Genomic DNA, 15,063 nt, shown 5'->3' with positions numbered 1-15,063 from the left:
GAACGTTCCATAAAAGGAACAACGGGCAATCACCATGAACGAGCACTCTCTTGTTACGCTAGGCCAACACCTCCAAGCCCTTCGTAAAGCGCAGGATTTATCGCTCTCGCAACTTGCCAACGCGGCGGGCATCGCGAAATCCAACCTATGCCGCTTAGAACAGGGCAACGGTAACCCCACGCTAGACACCATTTGGCGGCTGGCCGTCCAACTCAACGTTCCGTTTGGCACCCTGGTGGCACCGATCAGCGTACCGCTCGGTGAGGATGGCGTGCAGGTACAGTTGATCGACCAGGGTAAGGGCGTGCCACAGGTGGATGCCTACTGGATGCGCTGCGCGCCCAATACGCTGCGCCACGCCGAGGCCCATACCCTGGGCACGCGGGAAACGCTGACGCTCATTAGCGGATGGTTAGAAGTAGGCCCAGAGGGTGCGACCACCACGCTCACCCCTGGCGAAAGCATCACCTTTCAGGCCGACCAGCCGCACCTGTACCGTACGCACACCGATGAAGCCACCCTGCTACTCACCGTCACCTACGGCCAAGAAGGGACCCCACCATGAGCCAGCCAGCCGATCACACGGTGCACGCCAACCACTCACCGCTGCGCTCTGCCTTACAGGGCGTGCGTGAAGCAATTCCGTTGTTAGGCGGCTATATTCCGGTCGCGCTCTCGTTTGGTTTGGTCGCGACGCAGGCCGGTTTTACCACTTGGGAAGCGGCCGCCATTTCAGCGCTGATCTACGCGGGTGCCTCGCAGTTTCTGTTCGTGGGCATGATTGCCGCTGGTGCGCCGCTATGGCTGGTGGTGGCCATGACGCTACTCATCAACGTGCGCCACGTGGTGTACGGCCCCAACTTGGCCGCGCTGCTGCCCCGCAGCCGCCACTGGCCTTGGCTAATGCACGGCCTGACCGATCAAGTCTTTGCCTTGGCGCTCACACGGCTCCCCCAGCTACCGGAATTCAAGCGGTTTAGCTGGTTTGTTGGCGCCTCGCTGCTGGCGTGGGGGGTGTGGATTATCGGCACGGCAGTGGGTGCGACCGGCGGCGAAGCGGTCACCGCCCGCTGGCCGCTACTGGGTGAGATTATGCCCTTCGCCCTCCCCGCGCTGTTTCTCACCATGGTGGCACCGCGCTTTACCGACAAGCGCTGGGCCGCCGCCATGCTATGTACCATTCTTGCCGCGCTGGGGTTGAACCTGGCCGGATGGAGCAACGTGGCCATTCCACTGGCCGCCGCCTGCGGCGCGCTGTGCTTCTACACGGTCACGTTCCAACCACGGAGGAGCCGCCCATGAGCAGCACCATGTGGATCGCCGTCATTATCTGCGCACTCGGCACGCTGCTTATGCGGGTGGGGCCCTTTTTATGGATGCAGCGGCGGTTGGGCAGCGCAACGGGAATGAACGCCATGCCCCAATGGCTGGTGATTCTGGGCCCCATGATGATTGCCGCCGTGTTGGGCGTCTCGATTGTGCCCGTCAACCCCAGCCCTGTCTCTTGGTTGGCCACCGCGATTGGCCTGAGCGTTACGCTGTTGGTGTGGCGTCGCCTGCGCTCACTGGGCTGGCCGGTGGCCGCCGGGGTGGGGGTATTTGGGGCGGTGGAGGTAGTGGCAGCCCTTATTTGATAATGCTTTGCATTAGCTTTTACAACATGCCATGATTTCGCCTTTCTCCGTGACACCGAAGGGCACGTATGCAGACAGCACACGCTCATGGCAGCCGCACAGGGTGGCGGGTATTGCTTATTCTTTGCTCCACCCTGCTGCCTTTCTTTGCTATAGCCAATGAAGTAGCCACCACTGCTGATTTACCTACTCAATGTGACCAACCCCGCCTGGTAACGCTTTACCAAGGAGCCACGGACAGTGCCGTAGCGCTCGGAATTACCCCCGTTGGCGTGGTTGACGCTTGGCTGGAAAAGCCCACCTACCGCTATTTACGCGATGCGCTTACCAATGTTGAGCACGTGGGGCTGGAAACCCAGCCGAACCTTGAGAAAGTGGCTTGGCTGAACCCGGATGCCATTATCGCCAGTCACTTTCGGCACGAACGCGTCGCCCCGCTGTTAAGCGCCATGGCGACCAGCGTTTACGCCAACACCGTCTATGATTTCAAAACGACGTTAGCGCTGGTGGCCGAGGCCAGCGAGCGCGAACAGCAAGCCCAAGCGCTGCTGCAGCGCTGGAAAACCCGCGTGGCGGACTTTCGCCAGCAGATCGCTGATCAGCTAGGGGGCCAATGGCCGCAAAAAGTCGCCGTCGTGCGCTTTAAAAGCGATCATGTGCGGATCTATACCAGCGGGTTTGCCGGTTCGATTCTAGATGAGCTGGGCTTTGAACAACCCGAGACGCTGGCCTCTCAAGACTGGGGGATGAAGCTTGCCAGCACGGAGAACATTCCGGTGCTTGAGGCTGATGTCATCTTTGTGCTGCTGGAGCCAGATGACCCAGCCATTGCGGCCAACTACCAACACTGGGCTTCTCACCCTTTGTGGCAACAGCTAACGGCTGTGCAGCGCGGCCAAGTATTTGAGGCAGACCCCGTTAGTTGGATGATGGGCGGCGGTATTTTGGCGGCCAACGCCATGCTGGATGACCTTTACCGCTACTATCAGCTCACCCCGGCCACCGATGGCCACTTGCCACACTGCGCTTTATGCATTCAGGAGCCGCCCTCATGCTGAACAGCAGCTCCGCTAAGTGGTTAGGGTTGCTAGCAGGCGCTGCCATGACGCTACTGGCGTTTATCGGCAGCGTCATGCTCGGCACCACCCCGCTAGAGTGGTCGGCACTGTGGCGTATGCTAACCGCTTACGATCCCGCTAATGTGGCGCATATCATTCTATATACCGAGCGCCTGCCACGCGCCGTGGTGGCGGCGCTCGTGGGTGCTAGCTTGGCCGTAGCGGGCGCACTGATGCAGACCATGACTCGCAACCCGCTCGCCTCGCCGGGTATTTTAGGCATTAACGCCGGGGCGATGTTTTTCGTCGTGGTAGCGGTAGCGCTACTGCCGCTGCATACGCCTGCCCATTATGTGGGTGCCGCCCTACTCGGCGCGCTAGTGGCAGCAAGTTTAGTGGCGTTGCTAAGTCGCGGGCGCTATGGCGAGAACTCGCCGCTGCGGGTGGTGCTGGCAGGGGTCGCGGTGACCGCGATGTTTGTCTCCTTCAGCCAGGGGCTCCTGGTGGTCGACCAGCAGAGCTTTGAAAGCGTGCTTTATTGGCTAGCGGGTTCTGTGGCGGGACGCGACCTTGACCTAGTACTGCCGCTGCTACCGCTGTTTGGTGGTGCCATAGTGCTTAGCGCCCTCTTGGTACGTCACGCCAATGCGCTGTTATTAGGTGATGACATGGTGACAAGCCTAGGCATGCGCGCGGGCAGCATCAAACTGCTTCTGGGGCTCGTGGTGATTGTATTGGCAGGCAGCTCAGTAGCCCTGGCGGGCATGATTGGGTTTGTCGGGCTAATCGTGCCCCACATGGCTCGCCGCCTCTTTGGCATTGACCATCGCTGGATGCTTCCTGGCTGTGCCGTTTTGGGCGCTTGCTTGCTTCTGCTGGCCGATACGGCATCGCGGTTTTTAATTCCTCCACAGGAAGTGCCGGTCGGCGTCATGACAGCGCTCATTGGTACGCCTTTCTTTATTTACCTCGCACGACGCAACATGGCTCGCCAATGACACTCGCAGCGCTCTCTCCTTCTGACGCCAGCAACGCGCTTGGCACACGTTTTCGTCTCACGCTGCTGCTATTGAGTGTGGGGCTTGTGCTAAGCGCGGCTCTGTCGCTTTGCTTGGGAAGTTTTCCTACTCCACCACTGCAAGTCGGGCATTCCCTTATTAACCCAGCGGATAGCGAGCTGACGTTCATTATTTGGCAGCTTAGGCTACCGCGTATTGTGCTGGCGATCCTGGTAGGGGCGGCGCTGGCAATGGCAGGCGCCATTCTGCAAAGCATCGTGCGTAACCCGCTTGCCTCGCCGGATGTTATTGGCATTACCAGCGGCGCGGCGCTAGCCGCCGTTCTCTTTATCGCGTTGCTCAGTTCGCACGTTAGCATCGGCTGGCTACCGGTGGCGGCCATGCTCGGAGCCTTATTCGCCGCTCTGCTTGTGGTCAGCTTGGCATGGCAGCGTGGTATTAGCCCTGCGCGCTTGGTGCTAGTGGGCATTGGCCTAGCCGCCGCCATGGGCGCGGGCACTACGCTACTGATCGTGATGAGTGACGACTCCGCCGCCATGAGCGCCTATACCTGGCTGACCGGCAGCTTATACGCCGCCCAATGGGCCGATGTGTCCAGCCTGCTGCCGTGGCTACTGTTAGCGACGCCGGTGAGTTTTCTGCTAACGCGCCACGCCGATACAATGGCGCTTGGCGACAGCGTAGCCCAAGGGTTAGGCGTACCGTTACTGCGCAGCCGAATCGTGCTGCTTGCCTGTAGCGTGGTGCTGGCCGGTGCTGCGGTGGCCGTGGCGGGAGGGCTCAGCTTTGTGGGCCTCATGGCACCGCACCTAGCGGCGCGATGGGTGGGCCGACATTTAGCGCGGCTACTGCCTGCATCCGCACTGGTAGGTGCATTAATCGTGCTTTATGCCGACCTGCTTGGCCGCGTCGCCTTTTTGCCTAACGACCTGCCTGCCGGTATTTTCGTTGCGGGCATTGGCGCGCCCTTTTTTGTTTATCTCTTGTATCGGGCGCGCCAGCGTTAAGCCTTAAAAATCCAGCTGATACCCCACCGTGAACGTGCGCCCACGACCGGTGAAGTAGTACTCATCGCTGATGCGAGCGGCTTGAGAGTAATAGGTGAGGTAGTCTTCGTCGGTCAGGTTCTCGATACCCAGCGATAGCTGCCCCGTAGGGAGCTGATAGGCCAGCGAGGCATCCACCAAACCGTAGCCATCGAAGTCGAGCGCCGGGTTATCGACGCTGCGGTCGAAGTAATAGCGGCCCTGTAGGCGGGTCGAGAGACGGTCGTTCCATACGGCGCTCCAGCCCAGCTTGAGCGTATCGGGCGCAATATTGATCCCGGTAAGCTTGGTGTCCACGCTGCCATCGCCGTCTTGGTCTGACTTGCCTTGGGTATGGGCGTAGGAGAGCGACAGGTCATGGTAGTCATTGATCTGCATGTTGCCGGTCACTTCCACCCCTTGGATTTCGGTTTTCTCCCGGCTGCCCACCCACGTACCGTTCTGTTCGGCCAAGCGCTGGCCAAAGTCAGAGTTCGATTCGTAGTAGCTGACTTCCAGGCCGTATCGCTCCCAGTCAAAGCGCGCGCCAATTTCCTGGTTATCGGTCACGATGGGCTGCAGTTGAAGCAGCGTATCCACATCCTGCCCCGGTTCGCCGATGCCCCGCAGCACGCGACCCACGTCCGGCATGCCAAAACCTTCCGAGTAGCTGGCATACAGCTGTGCCCACTCCGTGGCCTGGTACGTCAAACCCACGTTATAAAGCGTTTCATCGAAACTGGGGTTGCCGCCTCCTACCGCGACGTTACCTTGAGTGACGTTGCTACGGTCAATCGTCTCGTAGGCATCCACCTCAAGGTCGGCGTGCTCATGGCGAACGCCGGCATGCAGCGTGAGCGGGTCGGCGATTTTGAACTGCCCCTGTAAGAACGGCGCAATGTTGCTGTAGCGGCTTTCCGGCACGTAGGTGCGCCCGGTCTCTACCAGCATTTGGCGGGTTTCATCCTCGAGGATGTCTAACCCCACCGTCACGCCGAGCCGGTCATCCAGCATGCCCTGGCGGTTTAGGGTGAACTTGGCGCCCTGTTTATCCGATTCGTTACGGGTTTGGTCGAACTGGGTATTGCCGTTGCCATCCAGGTAAGGGAAGAACGGCGTGGTGGCAAAGCGCGCTCGGAAGCGCTGGCGATACACCTGGGCATCGACCGCGTTGCCGTACCAATCCGCGTGGGAGTACGCCAAGCGGGCGGTGGTGACTTCATTGAAGCCTGGCGCGCCGTCGGGTGTGCCCCGCTCGGCGCTGGTCGGGATGCCCGCATCGCGGTCGCCCACCACGGGCACGTAGTCGTCGCCCTCTTCCAAATCAAAATGATTGAGCGACAGCTCGATATTCTGATTGTCGTCGATCCAGTAGCCTAACTTGCCGAACAGGTCGTAACTTTCCGAGTTTTGCAGCTCGCCGGGGTAGGCAATGCCCACGCGACGGTCGCCGCCATCGTAAAACACGCCCCGCTCTTGGCGAGTAGCCGCGGCTACAAAATCCCAGTCGCCCTGCTGGCCGCTAATGCGATAGTTGAGCTTGTTGCCCAAGCCTTCCGAGTGCAGATCGTCGTCCACGGTGAAACTAATGCCCGCGCTTTGGTTAATACCGCCCCCTTCGGCCCGGCGGGTAACGAAGTTAATCAAACCGCCGGTGGCTCCCAAACCATGCTCGGCGCTGGCCCCGTGAATCACTTCAATCCGCTCGACCATGGAGAGGTCGATGGTGTAACTGTCACGAGAGCTATCGCGCAGCGGATTGGACTGAGGCACGCCATCGATCAGGAACAGCGCATCGCGCCCGCGCAGCGTCTCTCCGGCGTTGGACAGCTTCTGACGGCTAGGTGAAAAGGAGGGAATCAAGTTGCTCAAGACCTGGCCAGGGTCGTCGGTGATGGCGAGCTGCTGTTCGATCTGCTCACGGGTAATCACCGTCACTCGCTGCGGCGTTTTCCCCTCTTCACTACGGCTACGCGTCGCCGTCACGACCATCGTAGGCGATGACTCGCTGAGCGACTGCCCCACGTCAGTTGCCTCTTGCTGGGCATTGGCCTGAGTGGCTGCCACTAATCCTGCCAAGGTGACCGTTGGCCAGAAAGCGGCGTGTTTCATCGTTTGCATGTCTGCTCCCTTGCGTTGTGTGTAACGTCGTACGAATGAACCCTTGGTGAATTATCACTTTAGCGGCCGCTGAAATGCTAACGCGGATCTAAATAATAATGATTATATTATGCACAAAGAAACAGGCAGGTCTACCGTTGCGGACGCACCGTTCGAACGTCCGCAATGACACAGAACAGGCAGCCACAAGAACAACATTGAAAATGAGAATATTTTGCCTTAGGGTGCTGACTGCCCTAATTCTGTGACTGAGCTTGCCTGAGCCTACCTTATGCCCGCCTATTCCCACCCTGCATCACGACTCACCGCTGACAGCCTGCACGCTGGCTACGACGCTAAGCGCATTTTGCAAGGGGTGGATATTGCTGTAGCGGAAGGCCAACTCACGGTGCTTCTGGGGCCCAATGGCAGCGGTAAATCGACCCTGCTAAAAACCCTGGCGCGAACGCTGACGCCTAGCGGCGGGCATGTCTATCTCGATGGCAAGGACATTCATCGCAGCAACACCCGGGAGGTCGCCCAGCGGCTAGGCATTTTGCCGCAAGGCCCCATCGCCCCCGAGGGGTTGAGCGTAAAACAGCTGGTGGGGATGGGGCGCTTCCCCCACCAAGGGTTTTGGAAAAAAGATCCACAGCAGGATGCCAACGCCATCGCCGAAGCCATGGCCTATATGCACGTGACCGAGTTTGCCGACCGAGATGTGGAAGCGCTCTCTGGCGGCCAGCGCCAGCGCTGCTGGATCGCGATGGTGCTCGCCCAGCAGACCGATTTGATTTTGCTGGATGAACCCACCACCTTTTTAGACTTGAAGGTGCAGGTAGAGCTGTTGGCGCTGCTATCTCGGCTGGCCCACGACCATGGCCGCACGCTGCTGCTGGTACTGCACGACTTGAATCTCGCCGCCGCTTACGCCGACCACCTAGTCATGATGCGCGACGGGCAAATCGTCATCAGCGGCACGCCAAGCGATGTGTTCACCGCGGCCAACCTAAAGCGCGTCTTCGACTTGGATGCTCACATTCTGCGCGACCCCGCTAGCGGCAGCCCAGTGTGCGTGCCCTTCACCTCGGCGACGTTACAGGCAGCCCTATGAACCACACCTTCTGCGCGGATTTAAGCCGTGAACAGCACGACCCGCTGGCCGGTAGCGCCGCTCATGCCGAGCGCAACTTACTGCTTAGCTGGCCGCGCGCGAAGTGGCAGCGCAAACTACGCCACGCCAGCGATATGAGCGATTCATTAAAGCAAACGCTAGATACGCTGGCTGACGATGGCCTGCGCATCAACCTGATCCAACAGCCGGGCATGGAAAAGTACCAGCATCAGCTCTTTCTGATGCCGGAGAGGCGCCGCTTTCGCGTGGCACGATGGGAGTTAGAGGCGTTCTTCAGCGCCTTTCAAAGTGGCACCCGCCTTAGCCAGTGGGAGCAGCCAGCGATGCGCAATGATTTGGTTCTTTGCTGTACCCACGGCACCAAAGATAAGTGCTGCGCGAAGTACGGTTATAAAACGTTCAAAGCGCTAGCCAGCACGGTAGCTGAGCACCCGCTGCCGTTCGAGGTATGGGAGAGCAGCCACCTCGGCGGCTGCCGACTCGCCGCCAGCGTGATCGTGCTGCCAAACGTGCGCAAATATGGGCGTATTACGCCAGAACAAGCGCTGTCCTTCTTACAGGCCGAAGCCCGCCAACAGCGCTTTTTGCCCGGATACCGCGGCAGCTCACAGCTCACTCCCGCACAGCAGAGTGCTGAAATCGCTGCGTTGACGCAGCTCAGCACGGAGGCAAGACAACCCACGTTGGCTCTGATCAGCGATCACGGCGACGACCAAGCGCGAGAGATACGCTTTCAGTGGCGGCTCGACCAGTGGCAAGGTGAACTGACCGTGCACTGCCAAGCCACTACTCTAAGGCGTGTGGATACCTGTGCTGACCTAGCGCAAGGCCCCACCGAATGCACCGTATGGCACGCGATGGTGAATGGGTAGTACATAGACGAACAACAACGACGAACAACAACGCCCGGCTTAAAGCCGGGCGTTGTGGGTTAAGATTGAGTGCCAATGATCAATTACCAGCGGTACTTCACGCTGCCAATCACACTGCGAGAAGCACCGTAATAGCAGTAGAAATCGCAGCCGCTCACGTACTCTTCATCAGTGATGTTGTTCACGTTCACCTGCGCGGTCCAGCTGTCGTTAATATCGTAGCTGGCCATGGCATCGTAAAGCGTGGTGGAAGGCACATCGCGGTTAATACCGCTGCCAGGGCTCGGAGACGTTTCACCGATATAACGCACGCCCGCCCCAACGGAAAGTCCAGGCAAGCTGCTGCTCATATCGTAATCCAGCCACGCTGACGCCATATGGAAAGGCACCAGCGGCACGCGCTCATCCTGCTGGGAATCGCTGATATCGTAGCGCGCATCGGTATAGGTGTACGCCGCCGTGAGCTGTAGGTCATCGGTGAGGTAGCCCACGCCTTCGATCTCCACACCCTGGGAGCGACGCTCACCAGCCTGCTCCTGTACCGGCGCGCTAGTGGAAATCAGCGTGTTGTCCTCCTCCACGTCGAATACGGCAACGGTCACGTAGCCATCTACATTAAACGGGGCAATTTTCACACCGGCTTCTAGCTGGCTACCTTCCAGCGGCTCATAGCTAGCACCATTCGGCCCGATACCCGCGACAGGTGTAAACGACTCGCTGTAGCTAAGGTAAGGTGAAATGCCGTTATCGCCCAGGTACATGGCCCCGGCTGTAAGTGATAGCTGCTCGTCATCGTAGCCCTGGCTGCTGCTACCGGTGACATCACTGAAGTCGTCGCTGCTATCCACGCTGTCGTAGCGTGCACCCGCGAGGAACACCCACTTATCTGCCACGCGCAGCTGGTCTTGCACGTAAATACCGAACTGGCGGCGGTCCACATCATGCTGGGTGGGGTCGCCGGTATCCGGCGCGGTAAAGGCGGCGTAATCCGGGTTATAGAGGTCTACGGTATCCACGTTGGCGAAGAACGTAGAGCCATCGCCCAAGGTACGGAAGCTATCGCGGTTGGTGTAGTTCAGGTTCAACTCTTGATAGCCCGCGCCCACCAGCAAGGTGTTTTCCGTGTTGTCGGTGTAGGTGCGTGCAATCAAGCGGTTATCGATATTGAACGCATCGTACTCGCCGTCGCGATCAATCACGCCACGGGAAATACTGCGCGGCGGGGTAACAAACGAGTTGGGATAAACATTACGCAGCTCAAGATCTAAATGCGTATAGCGAGCGTTCTGCTGGAACTCCCACGTATCGTTGATCTGGTGCTCAAGCTCGTAACCAATGCCTACTTGGCGCTGATCCAGACGGTCGTAATCCGGCTGGCCCAGGTTGGTCTCGGGGTCGATTTGGCCAAACGGAGAGTCGTTCAGCGTACCCAGTGCCGGGAAGAAACCGGTAGTGGGCACGCCCTCATCTTTCTGCACGCTGGCAAGGAAAGTGACCGTAGTATCGTCGCTGACATCCATTTCCAGGCTAGGCGCAAAGTAGTAGCGCTCCTTCTCGCTACCGTTAAGTTCCCCTTCCCCATCGCGATAAAGCCCGACCATGCGGTAACGCATATCGTCACGCTCGGCCACCGGGCCAGAGACATCAATGCCCACCTGGCGATGCTGCTGGTTGCCCGCCTCAATTTCCAACGTGCCCTGTGGTTCGCTGGTCGGGCGCTTGCTGATGGCGTTAATCACACCGCCGGGAGGCGCTTCACCGTACAAAATAGAGGCCGGGCCTTTCAGTAAATCCACCCGCTCAACGCCAAACGTCTCATTCATCCACCAGAAGTAGCCGCCGGTGCGGAATAAACGCAGGCCATCTTGGTAGGTCGCACTTTCCGCGCTGAAGCCACGTAAGAAGAACCAATCCGTGTTGTTGTCCTCGCCGTAAGGCTGGGAAACAACGCCGGAACGATACTGGAACGTTTCGTCGTACTTATTAACGCCACGGGTTTCCAGCTCTTCCGCGCTCACGGTAGAGATCGCGCGAGGCGTTTCTACCTCGGGGGTGTCTACCTTCAACGCGGTCGCGGTGACCACGGTGGTGCCAGTGTTAATGGTGTCTTCTTGAGCCAGTGCGGCCATCGGCGCAGCGCACAGCATTCCACCGAGCGACACCACCAGTGAACGGCGAACGGCAGCAGGCAACGGCGCGACGGAAAACGGCATGGTTTTACGGAGCATGAGTGAGTCTCAACGGGTATGAGGAGTTCGTTATAGTAAGACGAATGATACGGATTTTTATTCACAACCACAATCACTCTGGTGGGGCAAGAGGTTGCGGTGGAACGGGGTGTTCGAAGGAGGATCGGTGGAAGAACCAATAGAGACAAATGAGGTTTTGAGAAACTGCGAATATGGCAAAGGAGCCGTTTACTGACGTTGGTCAGGGGCTTAAGAAGAAGGCAATCTAGGGGGAGAGACTTAGAAATGGTGGGCCCAGTAGGACTTGAACCTACGACCAAGCGATTATGAGTTTGCACGCAACGCTGCAAACCCAGCAAAATCAGGGGTAATCTACCGTAAGCTAGGAAAGCTAAAAGTATTTACGTGACAGTAGGTTAGCGTAATTTTGCGAAGATGGCCAGAACGGGTGAGTGTACCACTACTGTACTGATTTCGCCTGCTTTTCAGTACAGTCAGCCGCGCTTCACTGGTGGCCATTTGAGTAGTCAAGGATTCCTTGGCTACTGGTTTGGAGCGTGGGGCCGGTGGACCTCCGCAGCAGCTCATTTTAGCCGGGCCCATAGCTGCAGGTGAGACTGGAGTATGTGATGACGACGAAAAAGCGTAATAGTCGAATCTTGAGCGAGATGCACGAGACAGTGCGTGGGCTTCATGGTGCCGGTCTGATCAGCAAGCGGCGCAGGGGCGAGTTCGAGGTGCTGTGCAATGTGGCCAGATGCCGCCATCGTCGATATCAACTGTCAAGTATTACTTGACAGTTGATATCCAGCCTCGTGCAGCTTACGCGTGTGCTTTTTGCCCGACCACGTCCATCAGCTTGGCGTAGTCCGTCACCACGTCGTATTTCACCTTATCCTCGGTCACCTGCTGGCTGATCTCGTCGAAGAACTTGCGGGCGCAATCGATTTTCTTCTGCTCGATCTCGCGCAGCTTCATGGATGACATAGTGCCTTTGGTCTCAGCAACGAAGTAGATGTGCTTCACACTGCCGGCACGGAAAGAGATGGCCCAGTCGGGGTTGTAGTCGCCCACCGGCGTTGGGATCAGGAAGCCCCTCGGCAGCTTGGCATAGACCACCACCTCGCTGCTGGTATCAAGTTCTGCGACGAAGCGCCGTTCGATCTCAGAATCGGTGATGGCGTAGTCGTAGACGTGATTTTTGAGCTTTTGCGTGGCACGGGAGAAGTCTTGTCCGGTTTGGTTGGCGGTGAAGATATCCACATCGTAACGCTCATCCACTTCATCGTAGGCCAAACGCTCGATTACCATCGCGGCCTTCTGTTCGGTGATCAAGCGGGAGGCCTCGGCAATGAAGTGTTCAGGGTTTTGCCGGAACTGCTGGAATACGGCGGGTTGTATATCTTGCAGAATTTTGGCTGCCGTCTGGCGGGTCAGCTGTGCGTTTTCGGCTACCTTGCCGAGCAGGTCATAGCGGACCCGCGAGTGGATTGAGTCGCCGTATTCCGTCGCGGCTTCCTCGACCTTGAAGCCATCGCCCTGCTTCAGTTGCTCATCTGTCAGACCATCATGCTGGATGCCCTTTTGCACGGTGTATTGAAGCGGGGTGACACGCAGGTTCTTGTCCAGGGCTGCGATGCACTTGCGGACCAGCTCATCCGAGTCGAAGTCGACACGGTACACCGCTTTGCGATTGATCCTTTGCCACAACGCCTGGAACTCCTTTTTGTCGAAGTTGGCGTTTAGGGGGTTGGTTTTCGGCTTGCGACCATCCTCGATTTCAGGCAGCTGGGCGTCGCTGAACACGCTGTCGATCAGCGCGAAGACCTGATCCGCATAGGGCTTCAGCTCTTCCGGCAAATCAGCCAAAGTGCCTTGCTCTTTTGCCTCGTGGTAATTCGACGCTATTTGGTCGGTTTCATCGGTGTAGTCATTTTTCACCAGGTAGCGGTATATCTGCTTGGCCATGGCGGCGGTCACGTCCACCGGGCCTTGCTCGGTGGTCAGCTGCTTGCCGGTGAAGTAGGTTTCGGTTGCCTGGCGCGGCCGTGCACTCAGAGTGTCGCTGATCTCTTGCTGTAAACCGGCGACAAAATCCTTGTAGCTCTCACTGGCAATCACGGTCAGCACGTTGATGGTGTGAACCACGGCGGGGTTATCCATGCGGTCACCGTGCTGATCCACCGACAAGCGTAACCCGCGCCCCACTTCCTGGCGTCGTGAGATGGTGTTGTCGCTGTGCTTGAGCATGCACATGACAAAGACGTTGGGATTGTCCCAGCCCTCGCGCAGGGCCGAGTGGGAGAAGATAAATCTGACCTTTCGTTTAGCTCTGGTTTCTGCATCATCTGCTCCTGTATGGAGCGCCAAAAGGCTCTCTTTGTCCTTCAGAATCAGGTCATAAGCATCCACATCGTCAGAATCAACCGATCGCGCTCCAACTTTAGGGTCTTTCAGACGATTGGTCTTCTTATCGATGGAGAAATAACCGTTGTGTGTGGCTGCTGGGTTGATATCGTCAAGGTACTGCCGGTAGGCTTCATTATCGATTGCCAGCTCAGACAGATATTCGTCCTTCAGCTGCTCATATTCTTCTTCGAAAATTCGTGCATACTCGCCTCGCTCATCAGGCTTATCATAGTCGCGGTACTTGGCTACCTCGTCGATAAAAAACAGCGACAGCACCTTGATGCCCTGGGCAAACAACTGCTTTTCCCGATCCAGATGAGCCTTGATGGTTTCGCGGATCTGAATGCGTCGAATGTCACCCTCGGACACATCGCCGTTGGCTTCACCGGCCTTCAATACCAGGCCATTGGTGAACTCCACAGTGTCGGTGGTGGCGTCGATCTGACTGATGGTGAAGCCGTCACGATATTGATCCAGCTCGCCGGACTCGGCAAACAGATCATCGCGGAACTGCAGGCGGCGGAGCTGACGCTTGATCTCACCGGACTTCAGCTTCACTTCCAGTTCGATACGGGCAACGGGAGCCTGCCTGGATATGTCGATACCTTCCAGATACAGGTAGGCATTGGTGCCAGCCAACCCCCGCGTCTGAATACCACGCACGGCGATCTTTTTGACCAGTTTCTGGTTGTAGGCATCCAGCGCATCTAGGCGGTGAATACGGTTGTGCTGGGTTCGGTGAGTGGCCGAATACCGCAGAATCATCAGCGGCTTGAACCGGGGCAAAGCTTCCATGGTGGCTTTGCCTTCCATCTTCTGCGGTTCATCCAGAATCAGGATGGGGCGGTTGGCGGCGATCACATCGATGGGCTTGCGCGACTGAAAGTCATCCAGCTCGTCGTAGATGCGCCGGTTGTCTGCGCCTCGGGCGTTGAAGGCCTGGATATTCATCACCATCACATTGATGCCGGCATCGGACGAGAAGCTCTCCAACTCATGCAGTCGCTTGGAGTTGTAGATGAAGAATCGCGCCTTCTTGCCATAGCTCTCGGTAAAGTGCTCAGCCGTGATCTGCAGGGATTTGTAAACCCCTTCGCGGATGGCAATGGACGGCACCATGATGATGAACTTGCTCCAGCCATAGCGCTTGTTCATCTCAAAGATCGTCTTGATGTAGCAGTAGGTCTTACCGGTGCCGGTCTCCATCTCTACGTCGAGGTGGATGCGCGTAGCCGCCAGAGCATCCTTTTTGTAAGCCGCCTTGACGGGCACCCGATTGCCCTTGTTGTCGAAGGTGGTGAACTCGGTCAGCGAGGTTACCACCGGCAGGTTCTGGCGGCGCTGTACTGCCTGGACGTTTTCCAATACCTGGGCTTCGCTGAGCACCAGATCAGCGTTTCTGAAGCCATCCTCATCAAAGGCGCTGGATTGGGTGCGCTGACCTGGATCGATCCGGTAGGTCAAACCGTCGAGCAGGGGCTGACCGGCAAAGCAGTCGACCACGGACTCGACGGCATGGGTCTGGTAGGCCTGGGTTTTAAACTTCAGCTTCATGGCAATCTCTTTCTGCATTCTTTCTGCAAGGCTTTCTGCACATCGTCATGCAGAAAGAACCGAGGGCA

The 15,063-nt window shown here is 57.9% G+C and carries 11 protein-coding genes; 8 read left to right on the top strand and 3 right to left on the bottom strand.

All coding sequences use genetic code 11. The annotated features are described in order from the left end of the window. The first annotated feature begins 34 nt into the window (after nt 1-34). From AC13CY_RS17110 to AC13CY_RS17085, 6 genes are all read left to right on the top strand, one after another. Nucleotides 35-565, top strand: coding sequence for a helix-turn-helix domain-containing protein (locus AC13CY_RS17110; RefSeq protein WP_089675893.1), 531 nt, complete (start codon nt 35-37; stop codon nt 563-565). Next, nucleotides 562-1,302 (top strand): AzlC family ABC transporter permease, encoded by a 741-nt coding sequence (locus tag AC13CY_RS17105; RefSeq protein ID WP_074210235.1) that lies wholly within the window; start codon nt 562-564, stop codon nt 1,300-1,302. The genes AC13CY_RS17110 and AC13CY_RS17105 overlap by 4 nt, the downstream gene beginning before the upstream one ends. After that, nucleotides 1,299-1,634: an AzlD domain-containing protein gene (locus AC13CY_RS17100; protein WP_074210234.1), complete on the top strand. Its 336-nt coding sequence runs from the start codon at nt 1,299-1,301 to the stop codon at nt 1,632-1,634. The genes AC13CY_RS17105 and AC13CY_RS17100 overlap by 4 nt, the downstream gene beginning before the upstream one ends. Before the next feature lie 68 nt (nt 1,635-1,702). After that, nucleotides 1,703-2,692 (top strand): ABC transporter substrate-binding protein, encoded by a 990-nt coding sequence (locus AC13CY_RS17095; RefSeq protein ID WP_483052830.1) that lies wholly within the window; start codon nt 1,703-1,705, stop codon nt 2,690-2,692. Next, nucleotides 2,686-3,690, top strand: coding sequence for a FecCD family ABC transporter permease (locus tag AC13CY_RS17090; protein WP_054641471.1), 1,005 nt, complete (start codon nt 2,686-2,688; stop codon nt 3,688-3,690). The genes AC13CY_RS17095 and AC13CY_RS17090 overlap by 7 nt, the downstream gene beginning before the upstream one ends. Then, nucleotides 3,687-4,718, top strand: a complete 1,032-nt coding sequence (locus AC13CY_RS17085) for a FecCD family ABC transporter permease (RefSeq protein ID WP_172514782.1) — start codon at nt 3,687-3,689, stop codon at nt 4,716-4,718. Before AC13CY_RS17090 ends, AC13CY_RS17085 begins: the two co-directional genes overlap by 4 nt. A gap of 3 nt (nt 4,719-4,721) precedes the next feature. On the opposite strand, the gene AC13CY_RS17080 is transcribed toward AC13CY_RS17085, so the two are convergent. After that, a complete protein-coding gene (locus AC13CY_RS17080) occupies nt 4,722-6,848 on the bottom strand; it encodes a TonB-dependent receptor (RefSeq protein ID WP_390624444.1) in 2,127 nt (708 codons plus the stop codon). Between the two features lie 280 nt (nt 6,849-7,128). Between AC13CY_RS17080 and AC13CY_RS17075 the strand changes: the two genes are divergently transcribed. Beyond that, a complete protein-coding gene (locus AC13CY_RS17075) occupies nt 7,129-7,950 on the top strand; it encodes an ABC transporter ATP-binding protein (protein ID WP_172514784.1) in 822 nt (273 codons plus the stop codon). Then, nucleotides 7,947-8,843 (top strand): sucrase ferredoxin, encoded by an 897-nt coding sequence (locus AC13CY_RS17070; protein WP_054641470.1) that lies wholly within the window; start codon nt 7,947-7,949, stop codon nt 8,841-8,843. Before AC13CY_RS17075 ends, AC13CY_RS17070 begins: the two co-directional genes overlap by 4 nt. An 83-nt stretch (nt 8,844-8,926) precedes the next feature. Here AC13CY_RS17070 and AC13CY_RS17065 read toward each other — a convergent pair whose 3' ends face one another. Both AC13CY_RS17065 and AC13CY_RS17060 read right to left on the bottom strand, forming a co-directional pair. Beyond that, nucleotides 8,927-11,071: a TonB-dependent siderophore receptor gene (locus tag AC13CY_RS17065; RefSeq protein WP_062375877.1), complete on the bottom strand. Its 2,145-nt coding sequence runs from the start codon at nt 11,069-11,071 to the stop codon at nt 8,927-8,929. Between the two features lie 783 nt (nt 11,072-11,854). Beyond that, nucleotides 11,855-14,995 (bottom strand): type III restriction-modification system endonuclease, encoded by a 3,141-nt coding sequence (locus AC13CY_RS17060; RefSeq protein WP_172514785.1) that lies wholly within the window; start codon nt 14,993-14,995, stop codon nt 11,855-11,857. Between the last annotated feature and the right edge of the window lie 68 nt (nt 14,996-15,063).

It is taken from the genome of Vreelandella sp. L-15 (assembly GCF_056857635.1).
Note: the sequence above shows the minus strand (reverse complement) of the source record. Positions and strands in the feature narration are given on the sequence as shown.

Coding starts and splice junctions, on each gene's coding strand:
- AC13CY_RS17090 (WP_054641471.1), top strand. CDS start 2,686: ATGCTGAACAGCAGCTCCGCTAAGTGGTTAGGGTTGCTAGCAGGCGCT.
- AC13CY_RS17080 (WP_390624444.1), bottom strand. CDS start 6,848: ATGAAACACGCCGCTTTCTGGCCAACGGTCACCTTGGCAGGATTAGTG.
- AC13CY_RS17105 (WP_074210235.1), top strand. CDS start 562: ATGAGCCAGCCAGCCGATCACACGGTGCACGCCAACCACTCACCGCTG.
- AC13CY_RS17065 (WP_062375877.1), bottom strand. CDS start 11,071: ATGCTCCGTAAAACCATGCCGTTTTCCGTCGCGCCGTTGCCTGCTGCC.
- AC13CY_RS17095 (WP_483052830.1), top strand. CDS start 1,703: ATGCAGACAGCACACGCTCATGGCAGCCGCACAGGGTGGCGGGTATTG.
- AC13CY_RS17110 (WP_089675893.1), top strand. CDS start 35: ATGAACGAGCACTCTCTTGTTACGCTAGGCCAACACCTCCAAGCCCTT.
- AC13CY_RS17070 (WP_054641470.1), top strand. CDS start 7,947: ATGAACCACACCTTCTGCGCGGATTTAAGCCGTGAACAGCACGACCCG.
- AC13CY_RS17100 (WP_074210234.1), top strand. CDS start 1,299: ATGAGCAGCACCATGTGGATCGCCGTCATTATCTGCGCACTCGGCACG.
- AC13CY_RS17060 (WP_172514785.1), bottom strand. CDS start 14,995: ATGAAGCTGAAGTTTAAAACCCAGGCCTACCAGACCCATGCCGTCGAG.
- AC13CY_RS17085 (WP_172514782.1), top strand. CDS start 3,687: ATGACACTCGCAGCGCTCTCTCCTTCTGACGCCAGCAACGCGCTTGGC.
- AC13CY_RS17075 (WP_172514784.1), top strand. CDS start 7,129: ATGCCCGCCTATTCCCACCCTGCATCACGACTCACCGCTGACAGCCTG.